The sequence below is a fragment of the Gammaproteobacteria bacterium genome, from assembly GCA_029884425.1.
Classification (GTDB): Bacteria; Pseudomonadota; Gammaproteobacteria; order S012-40; family S012-40; genus JAOUHV01.
Window position 1 is genome coordinate 53,559 of record JAOUHV010000006.1, and the last position, 20,833, is coordinate 74,391.

28 protein-coding genes are annotated in these 20,833 nt (G+C 49.0%); 2 read left to right on the top strand and 26 right to left on the bottom strand.

The window, feature by feature from the left end:
* The 6 genes from OEW58_02800 to rpiA are packed head-to-tail and all read right to left on the bottom strand — an operon-like array spanning position 1 to position 3,536.
* Positions 1-408: an EamA family transporter gene (locus tag OEW58_02800; protein MDH5300274.1), complete on the bottom strand. Its 408-nt coding sequence runs from the start codon at positions 406-408 to the stop codon at positions 1-3.
* On the bottom strand, positions 405-980 hold the full coding sequence (locus OEW58_02805) for an SET domain-containing protein (GenBank protein MDH5300275.1): 576 nt from the start codon (positions 978-980) through the stop codon (positions 405-407). The genes OEW58_02800 and OEW58_02805 overlap by 4 nt, the downstream gene beginning before the upstream one ends.
* The gene (locus tag OEW58_02810) at positions 928-2,088 is read right to left on the bottom strand and encodes a hypothetical protein (protein ID MDH5300276.1); all 1,161 of its coding nucleotides are present in this window, start codon (positions 2,086-2,088) and stop codon (positions 928-930) included. Before OEW58_02810 ends, OEW58_02805 begins: the two co-directional genes overlap by 53 nt.
* A gap of 5 nt (positions 2,089-2,093) precedes the next feature.
* Positions 2,094-2,645 carry a hypothetical protein gene (locus OEW58_02815; protein ID MDH5300277.1) on the bottom strand — a complete coding sequence of 184 codons (552 nt, stop codon included), beginning with the start codon at positions 2,643-2,645 and terminating at the stop codon, positions 2,094-2,096.
* Positions 2,646-2,657: 12 nt separating this feature from the next.
* On the bottom strand, positions 2,658-2,858 hold the full coding sequence (locus OEW58_02820; GenBank protein MDH5300278.1) for a DUF2905 domain-containing protein: 201 nt from the start codon (positions 2,856-2,858) through the stop codon (positions 2,658-2,660).
* Between the two features lie 18 nt (positions 2,859-2,876).
* Positions 2,877-3,536 (bottom strand): ribose-5-phosphate isomerase RpiA, encoded by a 660-nt coding sequence (rpiA, locus tag OEW58_02825; GenBank protein MDH5300279.1) that lies wholly within the window; start codon positions 3,534-3,536, stop codon positions 2,877-2,879.
* Positions 3,537-3,715: 179 nt separating this feature from the next.
* On the opposite strand from rpiA, the gene ilvA reads away from it, so the two are divergent.
* Complete coding sequence (gene ilvA / locus OEW58_02830; protein MDH5300280.1) at positions 3,716-5,230, top strand: threonine ammonia-lyase, biosynthetic; 1,515 nt, start codon at positions 3,716-3,718, stop codon at positions 5,228-5,230.
* Here ilvA and OEW58_02835 read toward each other — a convergent pair.
* The 17 genes from OEW58_02835 to OEW58_02915 all read right to left on the bottom strand — a co-directional run bounded on the left by OEW58_02835 (position 5,212) and on the right by OEW58_02915 (position 18,811).
* Positions 5,212-5,946, bottom strand: a complete 735-nt coding sequence (locus tag OEW58_02835) for an AAA family ATPase (GenBank protein ID MDH5300281.1) — start codon at positions 5,944-5,946, stop codon at positions 5,212-5,214. The two genes, ilvA and OEW58_02835, sit on opposite strands and share 19 nt — an antisense overlap.
* A gap of 221 nt (positions 5,947-6,167) precedes the next feature.
* Positions 6,168-6,542, bottom strand: a complete 375-nt coding sequence (locus OEW58_02840) for a hypothetical protein (protein MDH5300282.1) — start codon at positions 6,540-6,542, stop codon at positions 6,168-6,170.
* 4 nt (positions 6,543-6,546) lie between these two features.
* Positions 6,547-6,855 carry a cytochrome c gene (locus OEW58_02845; GenBank protein MDH5300283.1) on the bottom strand — a complete coding sequence of 103 codons (309 nt, stop codon included), beginning with the start codon at positions 6,853-6,855 and terminating at the stop codon, positions 6,547-6,549.
* Positions 6,855-7,268, bottom strand: coding sequence for a hypothetical protein (locus tag OEW58_02850; GenBank protein ID MDH5300284.1), 414 nt, complete (start codon positions 7,266-7,268; stop codon positions 6,855-6,857). The genes OEW58_02845 and OEW58_02850 overlap by 1 nt, the downstream gene beginning before the upstream one ends.
* Positions 7,258-8,571, bottom strand: coding sequence for a 4Fe-4S binding protein (locus OEW58_02855; protein MDH5300285.1), 1,314 nt, complete (start codon positions 8,569-8,571; stop codon positions 7,258-7,260). Before OEW58_02855 ends, OEW58_02850 begins: the two co-directional genes overlap by 11 nt.
* A 432-nt stretch (positions 8,572-9,003) precedes the next feature.
* Positions 9,004-11,574, bottom strand: a complete 2,571-nt coding sequence (locus OEW58_02860) for a fused MFS/spermidine synthase (protein MDH5300286.1) — start codon at positions 11,572-11,574, stop codon at positions 9,004-9,006.
* A 42-nt stretch (positions 11,575-11,616) separates the two neighbouring features.
* Positions 11,617-11,940, bottom strand: a complete 324-nt coding sequence (locus tag OEW58_02865; GenBank protein ID MDH5300287.1) for a hypothetical protein — start codon at positions 11,938-11,940, stop codon at positions 11,617-11,619.
* 21 nt (positions 11,941-11,961) lie between these two features.
* Positions 11,962-12,225, bottom strand: a complete 264-nt coding sequence (locus tag OEW58_02870; protein MDH5300288.1) for a hypothetical protein — start codon at positions 12,223-12,225, stop codon at positions 11,962-11,964.
* A gap of 23 nt (positions 12,226-12,248) precedes the next feature.
* Positions 12,249-13,316: a formylglycine-generating enzyme family protein gene (locus OEW58_02875; GenBank protein ID MDH5300289.1), complete on the bottom strand. Its 1,068-nt coding sequence runs from the start codon at positions 13,314-13,316 to the stop codon at positions 12,249-12,251.
* Positions 13,313-13,810 carry a hypothetical protein gene (locus tag OEW58_02880; GenBank protein MDH5300290.1) on the bottom strand — a complete coding sequence of 166 codons (498 nt, stop codon included), beginning with the start codon at positions 13,808-13,810 and terminating at the stop codon, positions 13,313-13,315. The genes OEW58_02875 and OEW58_02880 overlap by 4 nt, the downstream gene beginning before the upstream one ends.
* Positions 13,800-14,300 carry a cytochrome c gene (locus OEW58_02885; GenBank protein ID MDH5300291.1) on the bottom strand — a complete coding sequence of 167 codons (501 nt, stop codon included), beginning with the start codon at positions 14,298-14,300 and terminating at the stop codon, positions 13,800-13,802. Before OEW58_02885 ends, OEW58_02880 begins: the two co-directional genes overlap by 11 nt.
* Positions 14,287-14,562, bottom strand: a complete 276-nt coding sequence (locus OEW58_02890) for a hypothetical protein (GenBank protein MDH5300292.1) — start codon at positions 14,560-14,562, stop codon at positions 14,287-14,289. The genes OEW58_02885 and OEW58_02890 overlap by 14 nt, the downstream gene beginning before the upstream one ends.
* Before the next feature lie 9 nt (positions 14,563-14,571).
* On the bottom strand, positions 14,572-14,922 hold the full coding sequence (locus OEW58_02895; GenBank protein MDH5300293.1) for a hypothetical protein: 351 nt from the start codon (positions 14,920-14,922) through the stop codon (positions 14,572-14,574).
* Positions 14,923-15,198: 276 nt separating this feature from the next.
* Positions 15,199-15,864, bottom strand: coding sequence for a hypothetical protein (locus tag OEW58_02900; protein ID MDH5300294.1), 666 nt, complete (start codon positions 15,862-15,864; stop codon positions 15,199-15,201).
* Positions 15,865-15,876: 12 nt separating this feature from the next.
* Positions 15,877-16,788, bottom strand: a complete 912-nt coding sequence (locus OEW58_02905; GenBank protein ID MDH5300295.1) for a cbb3-type cytochrome c oxidase subunit II — start codon at positions 16,786-16,788, stop codon at positions 15,877-15,879.
* A 143-nt stretch (positions 16,789-16,931) separates the two neighbouring features.
* On the bottom strand, positions 16,932-18,338 hold the full coding sequence (locus OEW58_02910) for a cbb3-type cytochrome c oxidase subunit I (protein ID MDH5300296.1): 1,407 nt from the start codon (positions 18,336-18,338) through the stop codon (positions 16,932-16,934).
* A gap of 179 nt (positions 18,339-18,517) precedes the next feature.
* Positions 18,518-18,811 carry a hypothetical protein gene (locus OEW58_02915; GenBank protein MDH5300297.1) on the bottom strand — a complete coding sequence of 98 codons (294 nt, stop codon included), beginning with the start codon at positions 18,809-18,811 and terminating at the stop codon, positions 18,518-18,520.
* Positions 18,812-19,129: 318 nt separating this feature from the next.
* Between OEW58_02915 and OEW58_02920 the strand changes: the two genes are divergently transcribed.
* Complete coding sequence (locus OEW58_02920; protein MDH5300298.1) at positions 19,130-19,345, top strand: hypothetical protein; 216 nt, start codon at positions 19,130-19,132, stop codon at positions 19,343-19,345.
* A 3-nt stretch (positions 19,346-19,348) separates the two neighbouring features.
* Here the strand turns inward: OEW58_02920 and OEW58_02925 are convergent, their stop codons facing one another.
* From OEW58_02925 to OEW58_02935, 3 genes are read right to left on the bottom strand one after another with little or no spacing between them, the layout of a single operon-like run.
* On the bottom strand, positions 19,349-19,804 hold the full coding sequence (locus OEW58_02925; GenBank protein ID MDH5300299.1) for a hypothetical protein: 456 nt from the start codon (positions 19,802-19,804) through the stop codon (positions 19,349-19,351).
* Between the two features lie 2 nt (positions 19,805-19,806).
* Entirely contained in the window at positions 19,807-20,313 is a 507-nt protein-coding gene (locus tag OEW58_02930) for a thioredoxin family protein (GenBank protein ID MDH5300300.1), read from the bottom strand.
* Positions 20,300-20,830, bottom strand: coding sequence for a cbb3-type cytochrome c oxidase subunit I (locus OEW58_02935; protein ID MDH5300301.1), 531 nt, complete (start codon positions 20,828-20,830; stop codon positions 20,300-20,302). The genes OEW58_02930 and OEW58_02935 overlap by 14 nt, the downstream gene beginning before the upstream one ends.
* Positions 20,831-20,833 lie beyond the last annotated feature (3 nt).

Below are 20,833 nucleotides of genomic sequence, written 5' to 3' on the forward strand. Positions count from 1 at the left end.
TCAAATCACCATTAAAATCACGCCAAGCATCGCCAGCGCTGCACCGGCGACTTGCTTGAGCGTGATCACTTCATTCAAAAACAGCAACGCAATGGCAATCGTCACCACCGGATAAATGGCCGTAATTGCGGTAATCACCGAGACCGGCCCTTTGCTTATCGCCAGGATAAAAAACAAGGTAGCCACCATACCGGTTAAACCGTACAGCAAACTGAAAATAACGCCTTGAGGATTGGTTTCCAGCTCGAAATCATTCAACCAGTACACCAGCAAACCACCCAGCGCAAACATCAGACAGTCGTATACAAACAGACTTTTGAAACCAATGTGATTCGCCGCCAACTTGCCAAACACGCCCCACAATCCGTACAGGAAGGTTGAAATCAGCGCGTATGCCTGCCAGCTCATGACTTGCTCACGGCATTTCGCGCCGCAAGTTTGCGCTGCACGTGTGGCGCAAGGGTGTAACGTGCCAGCACATCCTTAGGCAAGGTTGCCGCACCGCGAATCACGCCCAAACATTCATTGGTGCGACACTGACACTCAAATGCTTGTGTCATGCGCCACTCGGTAGCAGGGTAAAAAAAGGTTATTTCGTCGCCTTCAGCAATCGCGCCCAACGCGATGATCAGGCCACGAACGACATCGAGAAATACACTGGGTGCACAGCTATGGTTGAGATACTGCAAATATTCGGGAAAAAGCTCGATGTGTCTGTCATCGTCAACTTGCAGCGAGAAATAGGTGGGATGGGCTACATCCTGCCTGGCGGAGAAACTACACACTACTTCACCGCCCGTAAAACTACGCCTGGCCCGCAGCGAGTGAAAGCCTGCGGCAGAAATGTGCAGCACCAACTCGCTACTCACTTCACGTATTTGCTGCACAATTTCATCTCCATCCACCAACCCGCTCACCGCAGGCAGCTTATTCGCCAGGCGGCACTTCACGAACAGCAAACGACAATGCGTGACCGGCATAATCATCTGCGCAAAACACCGTGTGCCACGCGCATTCAGCAACGCTTTTTTGCGGCAACAAGATCACATCGCCCGGATCAAGCACATCAGCATAATCCGCCTCGACCAGATGCTTGAAAAATCCGGGACTGCGATTTAGTGCATGCTCCAGTGCATCGTTATTGCGACACTCCAGCATTTCGGCCAGCGCATCACGATTGCTCAATGCATTCACGAATTCGTCACGAACTTTCGCATCCCATGCACCTGCCGCAATAAATTGTCGACCTGCATCGGTTTGATAAAATGCAACCAATTCATCCATCAATTGCGCTTTTGAAATGGAGAACCAGGCCGTGGAACCATACAACTGCGCGAACACCACGCCGGCATGACCACGCTCCACGTCCTGATGAAATTGCGCGCCGCCGTTTGGCGCATTGAAATAAATAATGCGTTCAACATAAGCGACTTTGTCGACTTCCATAATTTTGCCCAGCAACCGCTGCATCGGTTCGCTGCTGGAAATCAAACTCGACTCGGGAAAAATAGCTTCGGTCAGATCGGCGGCCAATTGCTGTTTCTGCCAGTCCGCAGCCACATCCTCGTAGCCTTCCAGACCAAACGATATGCGGCAACGCAACGACAGGTCATCATCTTCATAGGACAACCAGGAGAATTTCATCCACAAATCATCTGCGATGATGTCATCGTCTTCCAATGCATCGACATCAATCTTCACGATTTCCTGCAAGTCGCTTTCATCAAAACTGCCCTGCAACAGTTCAAACTTGCCCTGCAATCGCGATGCGTAATACGGCGCATCCAACAGATCGTTAACATCCTCGTCATCCAGGATGTCATTCATCAAGCGAAGTGATTCTTTAATGGGGGTCTGATAGTCCGTCAGCTCGGCAGTAAAAAATCCCGGCAGAAAAATGCCTTCTGAACTTCCCCAGCGCTGACGCATCTGCGCAATGCTGCTTTGATTAAAATCGTTGGTTCGACCAATCCAGCCCAACGGCGTGCCCCGCCGAATAATGGGGATCGCTCTGCGACATCCCAACGCCGCTGCCGCCGCCTCTGCCTGCTCCTGGGTCGCCTCCGGCCCAGCCAAAAACTTCACCATAGTGCTCACCAATAATATCTTACTACCAGATCAGCGTAGGGTCCGCCGTCCAAGCCATCACCGACGCTAACCGACATACCGCTGATACCCAAACCCAATGCCAATGAATCCACTTGCCAATAGCTGCGCACTCCGGAGTGCATCACTGCGACCATACCGTTAGTGCGTTGCTGGCGCAGCCCATCCTGCTCGCGATAATCGATGCTGCCCACACCCACCACCGCAAATACCTCCGCAGTAGTGCGCGACCCCAAGCGGTAATCCAACTTAAATCGCGGGCCGCCATAGGCAAATTGCTGAACGCGCTGCGTCACACCATGACTGGTTCGCTCGATCGGCTGATTGAGCACGCCGATGCTAACCGTACCGCCTTTTACCCAGCCGGTATTAAACAGCAGATTGATGCCGCTAAAAACGCTGCTCACTCCCATCGTGCTGCCTTGACGATACTCCAACTCCACATGACGTGGCTGACCGACATTCCAGGGATTTTTCTTCGCCTGTGCAGACGTCACCGGCAACATCAGGATGCACAGCAGCAACACCCACTTTTTCATGGCCGCCTAGCCCTATTTGCGAAATAACCAGAAAATGAGTGAAAGAATAATACTGATAATCAGCGAGGTCACTACCGGGAAGTAGAATCGGGCATTTTCTTTTTCGATGACGATGTCGCCGGGCAGCCTGCCCAGCCCCAGTTTTTGTATCCAGGGCCAGAGCAAACCAACCACGATCAGGACAGCTCCGATAATGATCAGCGTACGCGTCATCGCGCTGTCCTCCTGCCGTTAAGCAGTCAGGGTCTTAACCCCATCATCGCAACCCATCAGCAGCACGTTGGCACCGCGACAGGCAAACAAGCCATTGGTAACAACACCGACGATCTGGTTCAGCTTGGTTTCCATCTCCACTGGATTGAGAATCTGCCAGCCGTGTACGTCCAGAATCACGTTGCCGTTGTCGGTAACAACCCCTTCCCGATACACCGGATTACCGCCCATTTTGACAATTTCCCGTGCGACATAGCTACGCGCCATGGGGATGACTTCAACCGGCAGAGGGAACTTGCCCAGCATCGGCACCAGTTTGGTGTCGTCAGCGATACAAATAAATTTGTCGGCAACCGCAGCCACGATTTTTTCACGGGTCAGCGCACCGCCGCCGCCTTTGATCATGTGCATGTGCTCGGTGATTTCATCCGCGCCATCAACATACACCGCCATACGACTAACCATGTTCAGGTCTTCAACGGGAATGCCGTGCGACTTCAACCGCTTGGTAGAAGCCTCGGAGCTGGATACCGCCGCCTCAATAGAACCCTTCATGCTGGCCAGGGCATCTATGAAATAATTCACTGTCGAGCCTGTTCCCACACCCACAATGGCGCCGGGTTTTACATAGGCCAGGGCTGCCTGGGCCGCCGCTTTTTTCTTGTCATCTTGTGTCATCATCTACTCCTTGGGTCTTCGCCCATAATTCGAGCGAATTGTTTGCACCAAGGATACCTGAGAGCCGCCTCATAAAGAAGGGTCCGGGCGCACAATTCCAGCGTTAGCCGCTGATCTTTCAGCAACTTGGGCCCGTTGGACGCTTACTTAAACCCCGCATTTCTGGTAGTGTTGCGCCTATGATTTCAAGTTACCTGCAAAACATCCTGCGCGCCCGTGTGTACGACGTGGCCATCGAGACCCCTCTGGACTACGCCAAGGCCCTGTCCACCCGGCTGAACAACCGTGTACTGCTCAAACGCGAAGACCTGCAGCCCGTGTTTTCCTTCAAGCTGCGTGGCGCCTACAACAAAATGGCGCACCTGACCGAAGCAGACCGCGCCAAAGGCGTCATTGCCGCATCGGCAGGCAACCACGCCCAGGGTGTCGCTCTGGCCAGTCAGCGGCTGGGGATAGAAGCCACCATCGTCATGCCCAAAACCACACCCGCCATCAAGATCAACGCCGTGCGCAACATGGGCGCCAAAGTGGTGCTACATGGCAGCGCCTATGACGAGGCCTACGAATACGCCAGGCAAATCGCCGATGAGCAGCAACTCACGTTCATTCACCCCTACGATGACCCCCAGGTCATTGCCGGGCAGGGAACGGTTGCCATGGAGATTTTGCGCCAGCACCCAGATCCCATTCACGCCATCTTTGTCCCGGTCGGCGGCGGCGGATTGATTGCCGGGGTTGCTGCCTACGTCAAACAACTCTATCCCCAGGTCAAAATCATCGGTGTCGAACCCGAGGATGCGGGCTGTCTATATGCCGCGATGCAGGCCGGGAAACGGGTAATTCTGGATCAGGTGGGTATTTTTGCCGATGGCGTTGCCGTGCGTCAGGTAGGCGAAGAACCTTTCCGCATTTGCCGCGATACCGTGGATGAGGTCATCCTGTGTACCACCGATGAAATCTGCGCGGCCATCAAACACATGTTCGACGACACCCGCTCCATCGTCGAACCCGCTGGTGCGTTGTCCATAGCCGGCCTGAAAAAATATGTCCAGCGCAGCGGCATCACCGGCCAAAACCTGATCGCCATCGCCAGTGGCGCCAATATGAATTTTGATCGTCTGCGCCACGTTGCTGAGCGCGCCGATTTGGGTGAGCAAGGCGAAGCCCTGCTGGCCGTCACCATTCCAGAACAGCCCGGCAGCTTCCGCCGCTTCTGCCACCAAATCGGCCAGCGCAGCATTACCGAGTTCAATTACCGTTTTGCCGACAAGCAGCAAGCTACCGTGTTTGCTGGTGTGCAACTGCGCGAAGGTGCCAAAGAAAAAGAGCGCCTGCTGGAAAAGCTCGCCGAAGCCAATTATTCCGTGCTTGATCTGTCTGACAATGAAATGGCCAAGCTGCACATTCGCTACATGGTGGGTGGCCATGCACAGCAGGTCAAAGATGAACTGGTATACCGCTTTGAGTTTCCCGAACGTCCCGGCGCACTGCTGCGCTTTTTAACCCAGATGGGCCAGCGCTGGAACATCAGCATGTTCCATTACCGCAATCACGGCGCAGCGTACGGTCGCGTGCTGGTCGGCATACAGGTGCCCGATGACGAGCGGGGAGAATTTAACGAGTTTCTTGATGAACTGGGCTACAACTATTGGTTCGAATCCGACAACCCGGTTTATCAGATGTTTTTGGGATAACCGCCCACAGCGAACAACTGTGAGCGCACACCATCCCTGGTAGGCAGATGCGCGCCTTCCAACCAAGCGATGAGCGGCAGCATGTACTTTTGATCTTCTCGGGCGGATTCGCCGTCCATTTCCATGATACTCAATCCGTGCTCAGCGGCGTGGATGTAGTTATCAGACTCTTTCAGACTCGCTACCAGCGGTATCTCGAGATTATCGAAAATCCGCACCAACGCCGTATAAGCCGAGCATTTTGCCGTCACCCGACTGGCCACCGCGGCCACCTTCCCCTTGCAGCGATACTTACCTAAAAATTTGTTCAAATTATAAATAAACATGGCCGCAGCGCGAATATCTACTGGCGATGGCATAACGGGAATTAATATGGCGTTGGCAGTGCACAACTCGTGTTCCATGCGCTGCAAATCAACACCTGCGGGACAATCTACAATAAGCTGCTCAACATTGGGCGGTATCCGCATTTGCCAGCTCCGAGTGCTCACACCCGTTGTCTTCGCCGCGTTTACGCCATAGATTGGTTCACGTGTATGTGGTCGATGATTCAGCCAATCCAGACTGGAAGCCTGTGGATCATAATCCTTGAGCGCAGTCACACGTCCATGGCCGGCGTAGTATCCCGCAAGATTGGTCGACAATGTCGTCTTGCCAGCCCCGCCTTTGCTGTTGATCACAACAATTGATTTGACTTGATTAGTCCCTGGCCGCATGGCTCCACCCCGTTTCGCTCTTATTCACCCGTTACCGGGTGCGTCCCTTAGTGATCGGCTGGCCTACATCGATCTTCAATACGTTGTACCGCTAATATCCTGGGTTTAATTGATTTTCGAGGGCCAGTTCCGTTTCTTGCGTGACAGGCAGCAATAAACGTGCAAACAATCCCCTATCTCAAGTAATAAATATCTAGAAAAACTTTAAATTGCAGCCGGACTTACTTGGGCACGGCAAAATCCAACGGGAAAACCAGCACAGTCTCTTTGCCCTGCCAGCGGACATAAACGTTTAGTTCATCCTGCAATGGATCGTTTACTAGCACTGCCCGTCGGTATACACCGACATGGCCGTCCTGTATCGCCTGCGTCCAGCGACCGCTAGACCCAATACGGAGATTCACGAATAAATCCTCTGCGCGACGCTTTCCCCGGTCAGCCACTACCAAAAACTCAATCATGCCTGGCTCAACAATTGGGGGGCGGGTTTCAATCTGAAAGATCATCCCCTCCCATTCCTGTGCGGGTGAAACCACCGCATTGCCAGGACAGCCCGTCAACGTCAAGAGCAGCAACAAAATCATGACCAAACGCATAAAGTTAGAACTCCGAAGCATGTTTGTCCAGATAGGCAACCAAGCTAGCAATTTGTTGCTCGCTTAGCGTGTCCATTGATTCCATCAAACGATGATTTTGCATGCGTAGCACCACATTTCTCCACTCACCCTTCAGATGCGTGGAGGGTTTGGGGGGAGCATGACACTGACTGCAAAAATCCATCAGCACCTTAGCCCCTTCACTGTCGGGCTCAGGCAAATCTTTGCTGGGTGAGAATTGTTTCGGCTGCTCACAGGCAACCAACGCCAACACCGGTATACAGACCAGGAATGTATAAAGTTTGTTCCGCACTATTTGTCTTTCTGCTGTTCTTGCTGTTTCAGTTTTTCTTCTTTTTTGCGTTTAATCACATGACGCAAATCAACCATGTAGTAAATCAAAAAGCTCATTACGATAACCCAGGCCGCGCCCGCTGGAATTCCCCAGTCAAACCAATCGCGCTCAAACCCAGGGCGATTTCCCCAAAAGGGGAACGTCAACCCTACAGCAATCAGCAGCAACAGGAAAAACAGCGCAACAAACCAATATGGAATAGAGGTTTGACTTTCCTCCATCTCCTCCAGCATTTCCCAGTCTTCCAGGCCCCGTTTCGCACGTCGGGTCTCCTTATCTTTGTAACCGAATTGATCTTCCGGTATGTCGCCCCACTTGGTTTCCTGAGTGATTGCGTGTTCGTTTTTACCTTCGTCTGGTTTATTTGTCATATTTTGCTCCGGCAACAAAATGTTGAATACGGAAATTTGTTGACCAACCATTCTCTGCCTTTGCCCGCACTACAAAACTGTGCAAGCCCGCAGGCAGATCACGCAAAGTCAAAAACAAATCTCCGCGCCCTGCACCTTCAAAGCGATAACTTGGTGCCGTCAATGCGAAATTTTCGCTATTCAATCCTTCAACGCTGACGTTAAGCGTCACTGGCTCTAGCATTTTGGACGCTAAATTTATGCGATATTCATTGACCTGCCCTTGAATCGAAGGACCCGATTGATACACGGTCAAATGATATGGCTGGTATGTCCACAAACCCCAGGCAAACAAGCCTACACCCAACAGCCAAACTGGAACCACCCAGAACAAGCGTTCGCGTACCGAGGCCACCGATTTGGTTGGATCGTGCCGCATTCCAGTACGTGGTCCCAACTTGAACTTCAGCAATCCGGGCACACCTTTTTTGCTGTGCACATTATCGCAGGCGGTAATACATGCCCCACAATTGGTACAACTGTCGTACTGGGTTGTTGCTCGCGGATCGATTTCCACCATGCATTGCGTCAAGCAATAACTGCATTTATCACAATCCGCACGCCGAGCTTCGTCATATTCAATGTGCAAGGTGTCTTTGGTTTTGAATAAATACTGCCACATTCGATATATGCACATATACCGACACATAAAATGGCGAATCACCGCCAAATTTACAAACGTGACCAAAACAAAAACTGTGTATATCCAGTACAGACTTGCTGCGAGGCGCTCATCCGGTTGAAAAGTGATAAACGACCAAATCGCCTGGGGGGGGAAAAAATACAGCATGGGAATTATCGCCAGCAACAACGACATTGCCAGCAACTTGATCGTCAACAACAACCAGTTGCCCACATGATTCTTGTTCGCCGCCACCTTGGCACGATCGCGATTTTCCCAGTCCACCACCGCTCGTTTGCCCAGGTGCTGCGCGGTCAATTTATTAGCCAACGACGAGAACGTATTTTGTGGACACGCCCAGCCACAAAAGGCGGTCCCTACCGTTGAATACACCATGATCATGGTCGCCGCCACCGCCAACCAAAAACCAAACACGATCTCAAAATCGGAAAACCATATTTGATGACCAAGAACCACAAACCCGGAGGACACATCTATGCGGAATAAGCCCGTCACCGGTATGGCAATGAGAATCAAAATTGCCGCAATTTGGGCTGCTTGACGCTTCCACGCCAGGCCGCGCGCGTCTTGAATGCCTACTTTATTTATGGGTATTTTGGACAGAGCTTCGTTTGCTTTCATGCTTTTTATGCTAACACATTACCACTTTCGACCAACGTGGCAGTATCGCCCCATTTCAGCTGAGTTTCCAGCGGGATTGTCACAAGTCCGCCAATATCCGATCGTTATATTCGGGATTTATCACTCCCCAAAAGCCCTTTTCAGACCTTGCGCAATAAGGTTCGTTCATATATAGTCGGGCGAGTCACTTTATAAAGTGCGGCTGTTTCCAAACTATACACATAAGAGGGGTGGATGACATGGTTACAGAGATCGGTATTAACATTATTGTTCCGATTTTGGTATTTGCCTTCATTATCGTAGGCGCATACATGATGTCTAACTGGGCATTCCAGGACGTGTTGAAGCGTCGCTCTAACGGCGAGTAATCGTCGTCATTGCTAGACACAGAAAAACCCGGCTTAGCCGGGTTTTTTGTTGGCCGAAACCGGCTTATTTTTTCGCCAGCTCCGGATCATGCGGATTTAGCTCCAATAGTCGCGCCTTGATATCGTCTGCATTATCAAAAGCCCCGGATGCCATTTCCAAACGCCACAGCATCTTCAATGCATCGACATGATCAGGCCGCATCTCCACGATTCGCATTAACGCCTGAGACTTGCTCAATCCCTGCTGCACCGCCTGATCCAGACTGGCGAACATACGATCGGCCATCTCAAAACTAATCCAGCGATCAATTGGATTGGCCCGATATGCCTGCTCAAGGAAACTGGTCGCCTCTTCCTCGTCACCGCTAAGTTTGGCAAACCAGCTCGCATAGATCATGCTGGTGGCCTGGTAGGCCCTGCTGAACCGGTCAATATCGGCCAGCTCAACCAGCTCCAGCGACTCCCCCGCTACGGCCAAATTTGGCCGAATCTGCAGCAAGAACCCCAAGGTCTTGCGCAGATCTATCGACTTGCTGTAGCGCGCCTCAGGAATTCTGAACTCAATGACCGGCGCCCACTCATCCTGGGTCGCCACGTCAAAATCAGGAATTGTCCCCCAATATCGACCCAACCAGCTCCAAGCATCCTCATTGGCGAACACCCGCTCATCATTCATATCAGCCTTGGCGATTATCGTGGACGCTTTCACTCCCCGATTGGTACCCACCAGCGCCAAACGAAATCCATCCGCGAATATTTCCGCGCGTGGAAAGGCCTGTTTGAACGTATGCAAAATAATTTTCAATGACTCAACATCAAACTGATTCAGCGCAATCCACTGAACAAACACACCGTTGTCATTTAGACGACTTCTTACTCGTTCAAACTGCTGTCTGGATAATAATGCGCTGCGTCCAACCAAATCCGGGTGAAACAAATCACCAACAATCACATCGAATTTTTTGTCTGTTGTTTTTATAAATCGACGTGCATCATCATTAATCACATCAATTTTCTTAACAACACCGTCATTGGCAAATTCAAATTCATTGCCTGCCGCATCTATCGCCGCTTTAGATAACTCTACTGCAGAAATATTCGAATTCACAAAGGGCAATGCACCTGCCGCCGAAATACCTGTCCCCAAACCAAGAAACAATACCTGCTCCGCTGACGGCGCTAGCAACAAAGGCAACGAGCCCTGAATACGCTGCACTGTTATCGCCGTCGGTTCCGTTGATGCATCCATGCGCTGCAGATCCGATAACAAAAACCGATGGCCTTGCGTATTTTGAATAACATGCGTCACTGCCAGCGCATTTTCTTGAACACTCAAATCTGCCGATTTCGCCTGCGCACTTGGCAACAGTACCGAAACACTCGGCCAAACAACAAAGAACATTGCTGCAATACTGAGCAATCCTGCGGTCGCAAAATACCAGCGCGTTTTCACCCAGTATGTCGCCACCAACAAAACAACAATCATTGCCAGTACCAAACTCGCCGGCGTACCCAGCAACGGCATTAAAATGAATCCGGCAACAATCGCTCCCAATGCCGCACCCAAACTATTCGCCGCATAATACAGCGCTCCAGAGTGGTGTTCCTCCCCGGTCCGCACCGCGAGTACCGGCAACCAGGCACCAAATGCAACTGTCGCAGGCAATGTAATCAACAACAGAATTAAACCCTGGCGAAGACTTGCCTCCCAAATTCCGGCAAATTCAGCACTCTCAGCCCAAGCGGCCACCCACGGCAAACTGGACAAACTAGCCAGTACGCCTATTGCCACGAATATCGGCAATACCGCTTTCCAAATATCACCTTTCATCCAGCGACTCAAAAAGCTTCCCAGCGCGATGCCAATCAAGAAGCTGGCGATCAAAAGCGCCACCACATATTCTGTTCGCAACAGAATCATGCCGTACATTCGTGACCAGCAAATTTGCATGACCAACGCCATCGCACCAATTAATGCGTACATGGCAATCGGCATTTTTGGAATGGTTTTGTCCGGCGACGAACTTGGCGCAAGTTGATCATGGCGCACAAACCACGCCAGCACTGCACACACAATAGCGATAAAAATCGACACCAGCGCAACCAAACGAACACTGACAGTCCACCCTACCAGAGGCAGCATCAACAGTGGAAAAATACAACCTAAAACACCGCCGAGGGTATTGATTCCATAAATTGCTGCCAGAGAAATATTTAATCGTTTACACGCAGACAACACTAACGGAAATCCCATGCCCATCACCAAGGCGGGGATGCAAAACAGCAGAAATAGAATCAAGCCCTGTAAACTGAACCAAAACGCAAGGGAAGAACCAGCAGCAGTCTCGGTAACCCAGGCATCGCTTGCAGACAAAATGGAAGGAAGGTTAAACGCAAACAGACCGAGCAAAAGCTCTAGAAGAGCAAACAACAGCAGCGGTTTTTTAACAAAAAACGCAACTTTACTGGCTATCAAACTACCGCCGCCCAAACCAGCCATAAAGGCCGACACGGTAATCACAATCCCAAAATTACTTACACCGAACACCAATCCAAGTTGCCTGGCCCATAAAACCTCATAGGCCAAACCGGCAAACCCGGACAACAAATAGAGTGCAGCAATAAATAGTGGCACACGTCTCACCTAGTTATATTTATACGAGACAACCGCCAACCATTACCGATAAGGAAAAAACCAGACCACTGCAGCAACCGCGTGAGCCAACGATAGAAACACTGTCGCCCCAGCAAAAATCATGTGATAAACAAACACCTTCTTATCGGAAAGCACCATGGCCAAACCAAATCCAGCGGTGAGAAAAATAAGCACCAACAGGATGACACCCATGATAAACAAAACTTCATGTTGTTCACGCGTCTCATCAAACGACGCAACATCAGAAGCGTTGGCAGCTGCATTGAACGACTGCATCACCCGCGTTTCATCACTTGCAGTTACAGAAGCTGGGGCAAAAAAAGGAAGAAAGGCAACCAGCATCATCAACAGAAATCTTTTCATTTCTCAAACCTTTTTCTGATTCTTTTGTTGCTTGGCAGCATTCTCTTCAACTAGTTCAGCTGCAGTTTTTCCATCAGGCCGTTTATTAACGTACCGCCAATACAGCACAGCCATAACGATACCCGGCATCAATACCATCGGCAAAAGGAAAATAAATATCGCCCAGGGTGTATCAATAGTCACGTGCAACCAACGATAACTATCTGTCGCCGCAAATGCCGGCAACGTCACCGTACAAAGCAAAAATGCCAATACCGTTCTAAGCATAACCAGAATCCTCGAGCAAAGTCTTACTGCGCATCTTTAGCGCAGCGAAACCCATAAAAGTCAGCAGTTAACTGCGGCCACTGGTAATTTCTGTGAAACGACGACGTAGTAAAAGGATCGCTCTTCCAGGAACCTCCTCGCAACACCTTGTACTTCATGTCAGTCGCCTTGAAATTAACCAAATTCATTTTCAAATCTTCTTGTTCCTGAGGAACTTCAGGAATCTTTGCAACAAAAACATCTTTTGGCGCATCAGTGCCACTGTACGGATTAAAATCGGCATCTACCCATTCCTGCACGTTACCGGCCATATCGTATACGCCGTAAGGACTCACGCCGTTTGGAAATTTTTCAACTGCCGAGGTATCACCCACAGTGTAATAGGTGTTCAAACGAGCACTATCCATTACATCACCCCATGGCCAGCGTCTGCCATCGTCACCGCGAGCGGCTTTTTCCCACTCTGCTTCCGTAGGCATGCGCTTACCTGCCCACGCACAATAATCACGCGCGTTAAACCACGTAACCAGTGTTACTGGGTGATCCAGTTTCGCTTCATCCATACGACCACCTTTCCAATTTAGCGGCGGCCGATAATCTGTAGCTGCAACGAAAAGTCCATATTGCGCAGTGGTTACGGGATATTTATCAATGTAATAAGCTTTAGTTGTGACAACATGCTCTGGGCGATTTTGCGAATCACTACGCAAATTATTTGTACCCATCTTAAATGACCCTGCCGGAATCTTTATCATCGAATCCAGCTCTGCCCATTTCTCAGGTGCAACCATTGATTCCAGTTCATCCTTGGTGTAGGGAACGCTCTGCAATTTTCTTCGCTCATGCGCAACGTTTCTATACAGACTTTCACCCGCAGCTTCGAGATGTTGATGCTCTTTATCCAAATCAATCGCCGCCATATCCCGCATTTGCTGCATACGATTAGAGCCAAGCTCAAGCACGTGAATCGTTCCTCCCACCAGAGAAACAATCAGCAAACTAACAAGTGTCGCACCAAAATATTTACGGCGAACAAAACGCTGCTCAGCCGTTAATGGACGGCGGCCTTCACTGATTTTTTTATCACTCATGGATTTGTCTCACTACCTTCATCATTCTGTAAGCGCTGCTTTATCGATAACTGGTAGCGCCGATGAATCAAGTGCTTTGGGCGACGACCATACGTTTTCTTTATGATCACCTCACCCAGAAAACCACCGAGTCCGCAAAATTCAACTGCTAGAATGACAATCAATATCCAATAGAAAAATGGGAGCAGGGTCACGCCTTCAGGTAATGAATATTTATCAACTGAAGCGTAGTTGTAGAAATACACCGGCAAGGGAGCAAAATGAGCTAGCATTTTACCGCCCAAACCGTAGACCAAAGACACCACAATCCCAGCTATGAATGTGACGAAAAACAAATTGATCATCCATAAAGGATTAAAGGTGGCAATGCCATAAAAAACGTCCATTGACACATTTAAGGCGTAGCCACCCAGAAATATCAGCAATGCTCCACTACCAATTGCCAATGTCCCGTAGCTAAATTCCATTAACCGAATTTTATTATTATTCTGCATTGGATGAATCTAATGTAATACCAGTTAGTTTTTCGTCACGACGTTTTTTAGCTTGTTCAAAATACCAGTCTTTTACCTGTAGACTCGCCAAGTACTTGGCTAATGTGCGCCTCTCTTCTTCAGACAAATGTGCAAAAGAAGGCATCTTGTAGACATCTTTCAAACGACTTGGTTGCATCGCCTGTGGGTTTTCTGCAGAAAAATACTGATACAACCATTCTTCCGTGCGGAATCTACCCATACCGTCCAGCGCTGGCGCAGGCACTGCGATTGTCAAATCGCGGATCGCCCACAAACTATGGCAATCCCTGCACTTTTCTTTTCTAATCAAATCGCCAGCTTTTTGACTAAGCTCAGGAGTAGCCGTAGTGTAAAAGGGAATGCCCGGATCCTCACCCTCATGCTTGCTGCCATCGTACATGCGGTAAACCGCGAGTATCACTACCGAAGCAATGATGGCAGCAACAATCCCCTTCTCACCTTTGCGCATGCTTTTCGGCTTTCTCTTTTAAAAAGCGCTTTCGAGACTCTTCCTGATTTTTCATCGCTTCTTTGTAGTTCTGATATTCTTCTTCGGTCATTTTTTCCCGATCAGTCTCATCGAACACGACGTACTTTATATCTTCATCAAACTGCTCATTTTTCGCCGCCCAGCGCAGCATGAAACCCGCAGCAATCAAAATCAGCGCAGCAACAATCAGCCACACATAAATCGTCCATCCGTCCGGTAGATTTCTAAAAAACTCACCCATGATTGCACCCTATATCAAGTAACCTTCGATTAATTGTACATAGCCAATGATAATGGCTATCACAATACCAAACACCAATGCACCAAACATTATCTTTTCGCCGGTTTTAAGGCTGCTCAATTTCTTTGGCATATACAAATAGATAATGTACGAAAACAGTATCAGCGAAGCGACCAGAAAACCAAAAATATAGTAGCTATATTCCTTAGATCTCAGACCATCGATACTCATATCAATTCCAAGAAGATGCGTATTATTCGCGCCCTCGGCCACTTGCAACAGTGGCTGCGACAACGAGGCGAATATCACGCCCAATACCGCATCAACGCCGCTCAAAACTATACTTACTAATTCCATCATCACCCACCCCGCCACACGAATGCCCTAGCATTCTACATGACTTCCCTTCAATTTCCATCAAAAAAGAAAAGCCGCATTTCTGCGGCTTTTCTTTTTAAAACAAGGTGTTAGCGACGATCAATTAAACACGTCGTCATTGCTTCCATCTTTTTGATGCTTCTTCCAATGAGCGTCAACAACAAACACTCCGTACAAAATTGGAATCAAAAACACAAAGAAGATGATAATCGCAAACACCAATGGTCCGTTATCTATATCAATCATGGTCCGCCCCTTTTACAGTTTAGGCTTACGTGAGAAATGTGGCAGACGTTTTATAACCAGTACCATCAACAAGCAGAAGTATGATACGTAGAAAACGTCGATCGTAAAGCCAATATCCCACCATGGTTGCGCACGAGTACGAACACCAGAACCTGCACCACTGCCCATGCCGTTAAGCACGGCGCTTTCTCCCTTGAAGTTACCTTCAAAGTTAGCTAGCGTCAGCCTGTCACCAAGTACAGTATACTCATTCATTCCGTACTGACCACCACCCGCCTGCACTTCCTTGATGTGAGGCGCAAGATTCAGCAGGTCGTCCCACTGCAGAGGATGACGCTCCAGCTCACCTTTACGCTTAGAATCTGACATCTGGTAAGCGGTATTCGCCACATATGCCATTTTCTCTTCAGGTGTAGCCAAACGCTGAACTTCTGGAGAATCCATCAGTTTAACGTAATCCTCATAGATTGCAGCTGTTGGACGCTGACCCCAAATTGGCAGCGTAATCATAAACGCTGTCAAAATAATCAACGCCATCAGAAACGTTACTGGCAAAGGTATACGGTTATTGCCTTCGCTCAAGCCACCATGTTTCTCAGCTTCCCACAGCTTCAGTGCTTCATTCTGAGTCTGCTCGTCGGATAGAGAATACAACGGTTGATCAAATTTGAGACCCATTTCATCCCCTCCCTATTTCAAAGTTGTCAGAATCCAATCCACCAGCGCACGAACTTCTGAATTGGCAGCTGGCTTTGGAACTTCTGGCGCGTAGACGGATTCACCATTCAAATAGGCAGTATATTCCTTACGCCATTTTGCATAGTCAATCGTGTTACCTTCTGCATCCACCTTACCCCACAAGTAGTCATAACGAGGCATGATAGAGTTAGGCTGCACCAAGCGAGGATTGAAGAAGTGCATCTCCATCCACTCGCGTGATGAATTACGCGCAGCAACGTGCAACAAGTCAGGAGCTTTACGGTCAGAACCAAACGCAGTCGGCATCTCACCATTAAAGTCACCTAGGAAGGGCGGCGCACCGAACATCTGCCAGTCCTGAGTTTGCTCAGGCAGCAGCGTATGACACCACCAGCAACCTTCACTGATGAAAATGGTCTTGCCTTTACCCACGTAGCGACTATTTTCGTCACCGGCAGCAGTCAACGTACGCTGAGGATCCCAGCCACGAGTTGCTGTTACGTTTTCGACATAGTCGATCTCTTCGCCGTTGAATTCACCCTTGGAAACAGTGAAAACTGCACCGCGTGAAATATCGGCCTGGTCAATCTTACCTTTCTGCAAGCTCAGCTCTTCAACGCCTGGGCCAAGCAGTTCAGTGTGATTAACACCAGGAGAGAATTTCGTACCGGCAGTGTAAACATAGAAACGCTGTGGCGGATCAATAGCTGCACCTGTCTGCGGATCCTTATCAAGAATCACAGTTACCGGCTTGCCTGCACCACTCACAGTTGGATCCTCGTAGCTGAAACCAACTACGCGACCTATAGAAAGTTGTTTGTCCAGACCCACCCAAGTGGATACACCTGAGCGAAAGTCATTACTAGGACCAAACAAAGTAATACACATTGAGAAGCCCAGCATCAAACCGACGCCTGCCGCTCCAAATTTATATTGTCTGAAGCCCACTGTATTTCTCCTCCCTATCTTCGGAGCCCCCCAGCCCAACAAGGACTGGGGAATGGTCAATTCACTACTTTATTATCATCCGTCAATTAAGACGATTTTTAACGATCGTAAGCCATTTCGTGTGGGTAAGAACCACGCGGTACCAAAGTACCTTCGCGAGCAGTCATCCACATGTTGTAGAGCCATACAACGTTACCAGTAAATACCATGGTGCCGCCTACCCAGCGGGCGATCATGTATGGGTGCTCTGCAACAACTACGTCGATGTACGGCACTTCGTAGATCTTACCTGCACCTTGAATCAGACCAGCAATGGTCATTGAGATCCAGTAAATACAGAAGCCGATCAGGAAGAACCAGTAGTGCAAATTGGCCAGAGTCAGAGAGTACAGTTTACGGCGAAGCATTTGCTGCAAACCGAAGTACACAGCAGCAGCTTCAAGGAAGCTAGACATACCCAACAAAGCCAAGTGCGCGTGAGCCACAATCCAACCAGTACCATGTACGTACCAGTTAATTGCACGCGTCTGCTGGAAACCACCCTGCATGTTCAGAGGGATAGCCAACATTACGCCGGTGATAGAGAACTTGGTCTCAACGTTCTCAACGAACATGCTCCACTTACCCTTCATGGTTAGCAGGATGTTAGTTACGAACGCCACCGCTGGGATAAGGATCAACACACCCTCTACTGACGCAAACGACTTCAACCACTCGGGCAGAGGAGCTGACATCAAGTGATGCGATGCAGGAGTTGAGTAGAACGCAATAATCGCCCAGAAATGCAGGTGACCAACGCGGTGAGAATACAGCGGATTACCCGTCAACTTAGGAATGGTGTAATACGCAATTGCCGCAGCAACCGGTGTAATCCACAGACCTAGTACGTTGTGAGCAAACCAGAACGTCAGGTACGCCTCTGTCAAACCAGACAGAGAGAACAACTCGGGCGCAGTACCAACTGTGAACACTACGATAACCATGAAGATACAGGCACCGAAGAACCAGTTAGTGATGTAGATACCCTGTGTTTTACGATGAGCGATAGTCAACCAAACGTTCAATCCCAGTGGAACCAGAACGCCACAGATAACCACCAAATCGATTGGCCAAATCAAGTCAGAATATTCACGACCTGAAGTAAAGCCCAACCACAGAAGAATCAAGCCCAAGCTCAAACCGATATTCCAGAGGAATACGGTCCACAGACCCAATTTCTCGGACCACAGCTTGGTATTACCCAGAGCCGGAGTCATATACATCATGGTCATACCGAAGGCCATAGAAATCCAGCCTACGATTACCGCCAGTACGTGTACTTGGCGCATGTGACCAAACGCAAACATTTCTGTTCCTGTTACGAAGTCTGGAAACGCTAGCTTCGCAGCATTAAAGGAACCCAGACCAGTCCCTACAACAAACCAGAAGATTGAAGAAAACCCGAAGAAGATCGTCGCCGATCCTGCAGGAATTTCATCATTCTTGGCAAAGAGATATTTCAGCAGCATGAAATCTCACCTCCCAAATTGGCATTCCCCAGATACAAAAGATTACTCTTTTACTTTGTTTAGCAGGTACCAAGAAAACCACATACTTGAGAACGCGAGAAGGATCCCACAAGCCCCAGCAAATGTCGCCATCTTATACCCCTTTCATTATTTTGTTAGTTAAACAAGCTACCAGCTTACTTCCATTCGGAAGTGCCACCATTCGCTTCGATTTCGCCATGTTTTGACATTGCCGCACCCAAAATTACAGCAAATGCAGCGCCAAAAATAAGCATCATCCAATCCAAGAAACCTGAGAAAGTAGACATAGAGAATGCTTCCATTCCCCAGCCACCCCAGCTCTCGTAGGGACCGCGACCCACAGCACACATAACCGCAGCGCCGAACACGCTACCATTACCCATACCTGTTGTGAATGCGGCAACTAGAAGAACCAACCAGGTCTTGCCCAAAGTTAGTTTATTTTTCATTCCACCCTCCGATCAAAGTCAGATCCCAACAGAACCCTGCGAGCTTGAAAATCCTCCCTCACCCACAAGTTTCCGCAGAATGGTTTCCACATTTATAGAAACTAGAGAATCCTGACATAGCTACCTAACCCCGTCAAGGACATTCTCCAATAAAGTTCCGCGCCATTCTGATCATTATTTCCACTACGCCAAACTGCGGCATATTCGCTTGATATATCACTTGTTTTTAAGTACATTCGAGGCCGACTACGTCAAATTTTCGCCTTTCTTTTTTTAAAAAATAACGACCATTTCGTACGTTTCGACGAGGACTATTGCATGCAGGATAAAGAACCGCTTGGCGCGCGTGAAGGTGCCGTCTACATACTGATTGGCATCGGATCTCTACTGATGATCTCGTACCTGCCACACATGTTTTTAGACGGCTTGATTGAGGATGAAACTAAAGTACAAATTCAAATCGGAGTGACGCTAGTTTGGGCACTCATTCTCGGCGCCCTTGGCTGGGACATCATCAAGCGTCGCAATTCTTAGCAATCACTTAAATATTCTCAACGCCGCCTTTGCTTCATCAAATTCTGCCACGCTTGAAAACTGGCCCCGATGAAATATGCATTGCTGTCGCTTGCCCTGCAAATCAATTCCGGTTACAGCAATACTTTTGCCTGCAAAGTCACTGAAGAAACGGACATTCTGCGCCAGTTCCGACTTCTCACCCGCCTTGGTCTCGAGCACCACACCCTTCTTGGAGACCACAAAAGACACCACCGCACTTGGCAACCACATCATTCGGGTTTTTGCGACTCGGTTAAAGCCAATGAGCGCCATGAACGTAGTCAAAAACATTAACAGATACGTAAAACCCTCATTTCCTGAATACCACAACTGAAACGCGACTGACGCCAGCGCTATCACAGTAGGCACATACAGCGCCAAATCCCAATACATCCCCCGCCGGTCTTGCCGAAGATCAAATCGTCTTTCTGCCATCACTACTAACCCTTGGATTCGCCATTTACTATTTTATTCAACACAATGTCCATTTCGCCATACAACATCCGTCCAGCACGACGAAATATCACCTTGCCCTGAGCATCAATGACAAATGTCCAAGGATCACCTTTTACTTTGTAAGCAATAAAGGCTTCTGGATTTTTATACTGATCCATGTGCAAAAAGACGATTTCTTCGCCATATTTATTGATCATGGCCTTCAGCATTTGCAACTGCTTGTCACACACAGTGCAATGCCCTGGCGTCGCAAACTCAACCAATATAGGCTTTCCGAACTTCAGCGCCTGATCCAACGAATATTGATACATCCGTTCATCAGGATAGCGATATGTCGTCAACCTCGACATATCGCCATCAACGTCAGCCAAATGCTTCGTTCTTAATGACGGAGCAATTTCACCCAGACGCAGATCACCTTCCGGCGCCTCAAGACAAGCCGTCAAAGACACCAATACCAATAGCAATCCGCAAATTTTAATTATTCGCATAGGTTTTTTGCCAGCCAGCACAAGTACGGAAAAGGTTATAGGCCCAAATACAGTTCGCCAACAGCACCAGTGTGCCAAATATGCCCATCGTCGCCAACAGAGGTTTGACTATTTTTTCAACTTCGTCTGGTGACGCCTGAACGCTTGCAATGCCACCCATTACACCCGCCATAACAAAAAACACAACCATCCCTATCAGGCCAATGTTATGTATCCAAAAATGAACTATTACCAGACGCAGACTATAGATAGGACGCCTAACCAAACGCGGCACAATGTAGTACACCGCACCAAAGATAGCCATCTCAACCCAACCCAGCAGATTGATATGAGTATGTCCCCTTACGATTAAATCTCCGTGCAACCGATGATCAACAAAATAGCGAAATTCAGCAATCCCGCCCATCAGCGCGCCCCAGGAAAAACCGATCAGACTATAGATAATGCAACAGTAAATAAACCAGAGCGTATACTTTCGATATACGAGCTCTTGGCTATGTTCCCACGGTTTATTCATGAT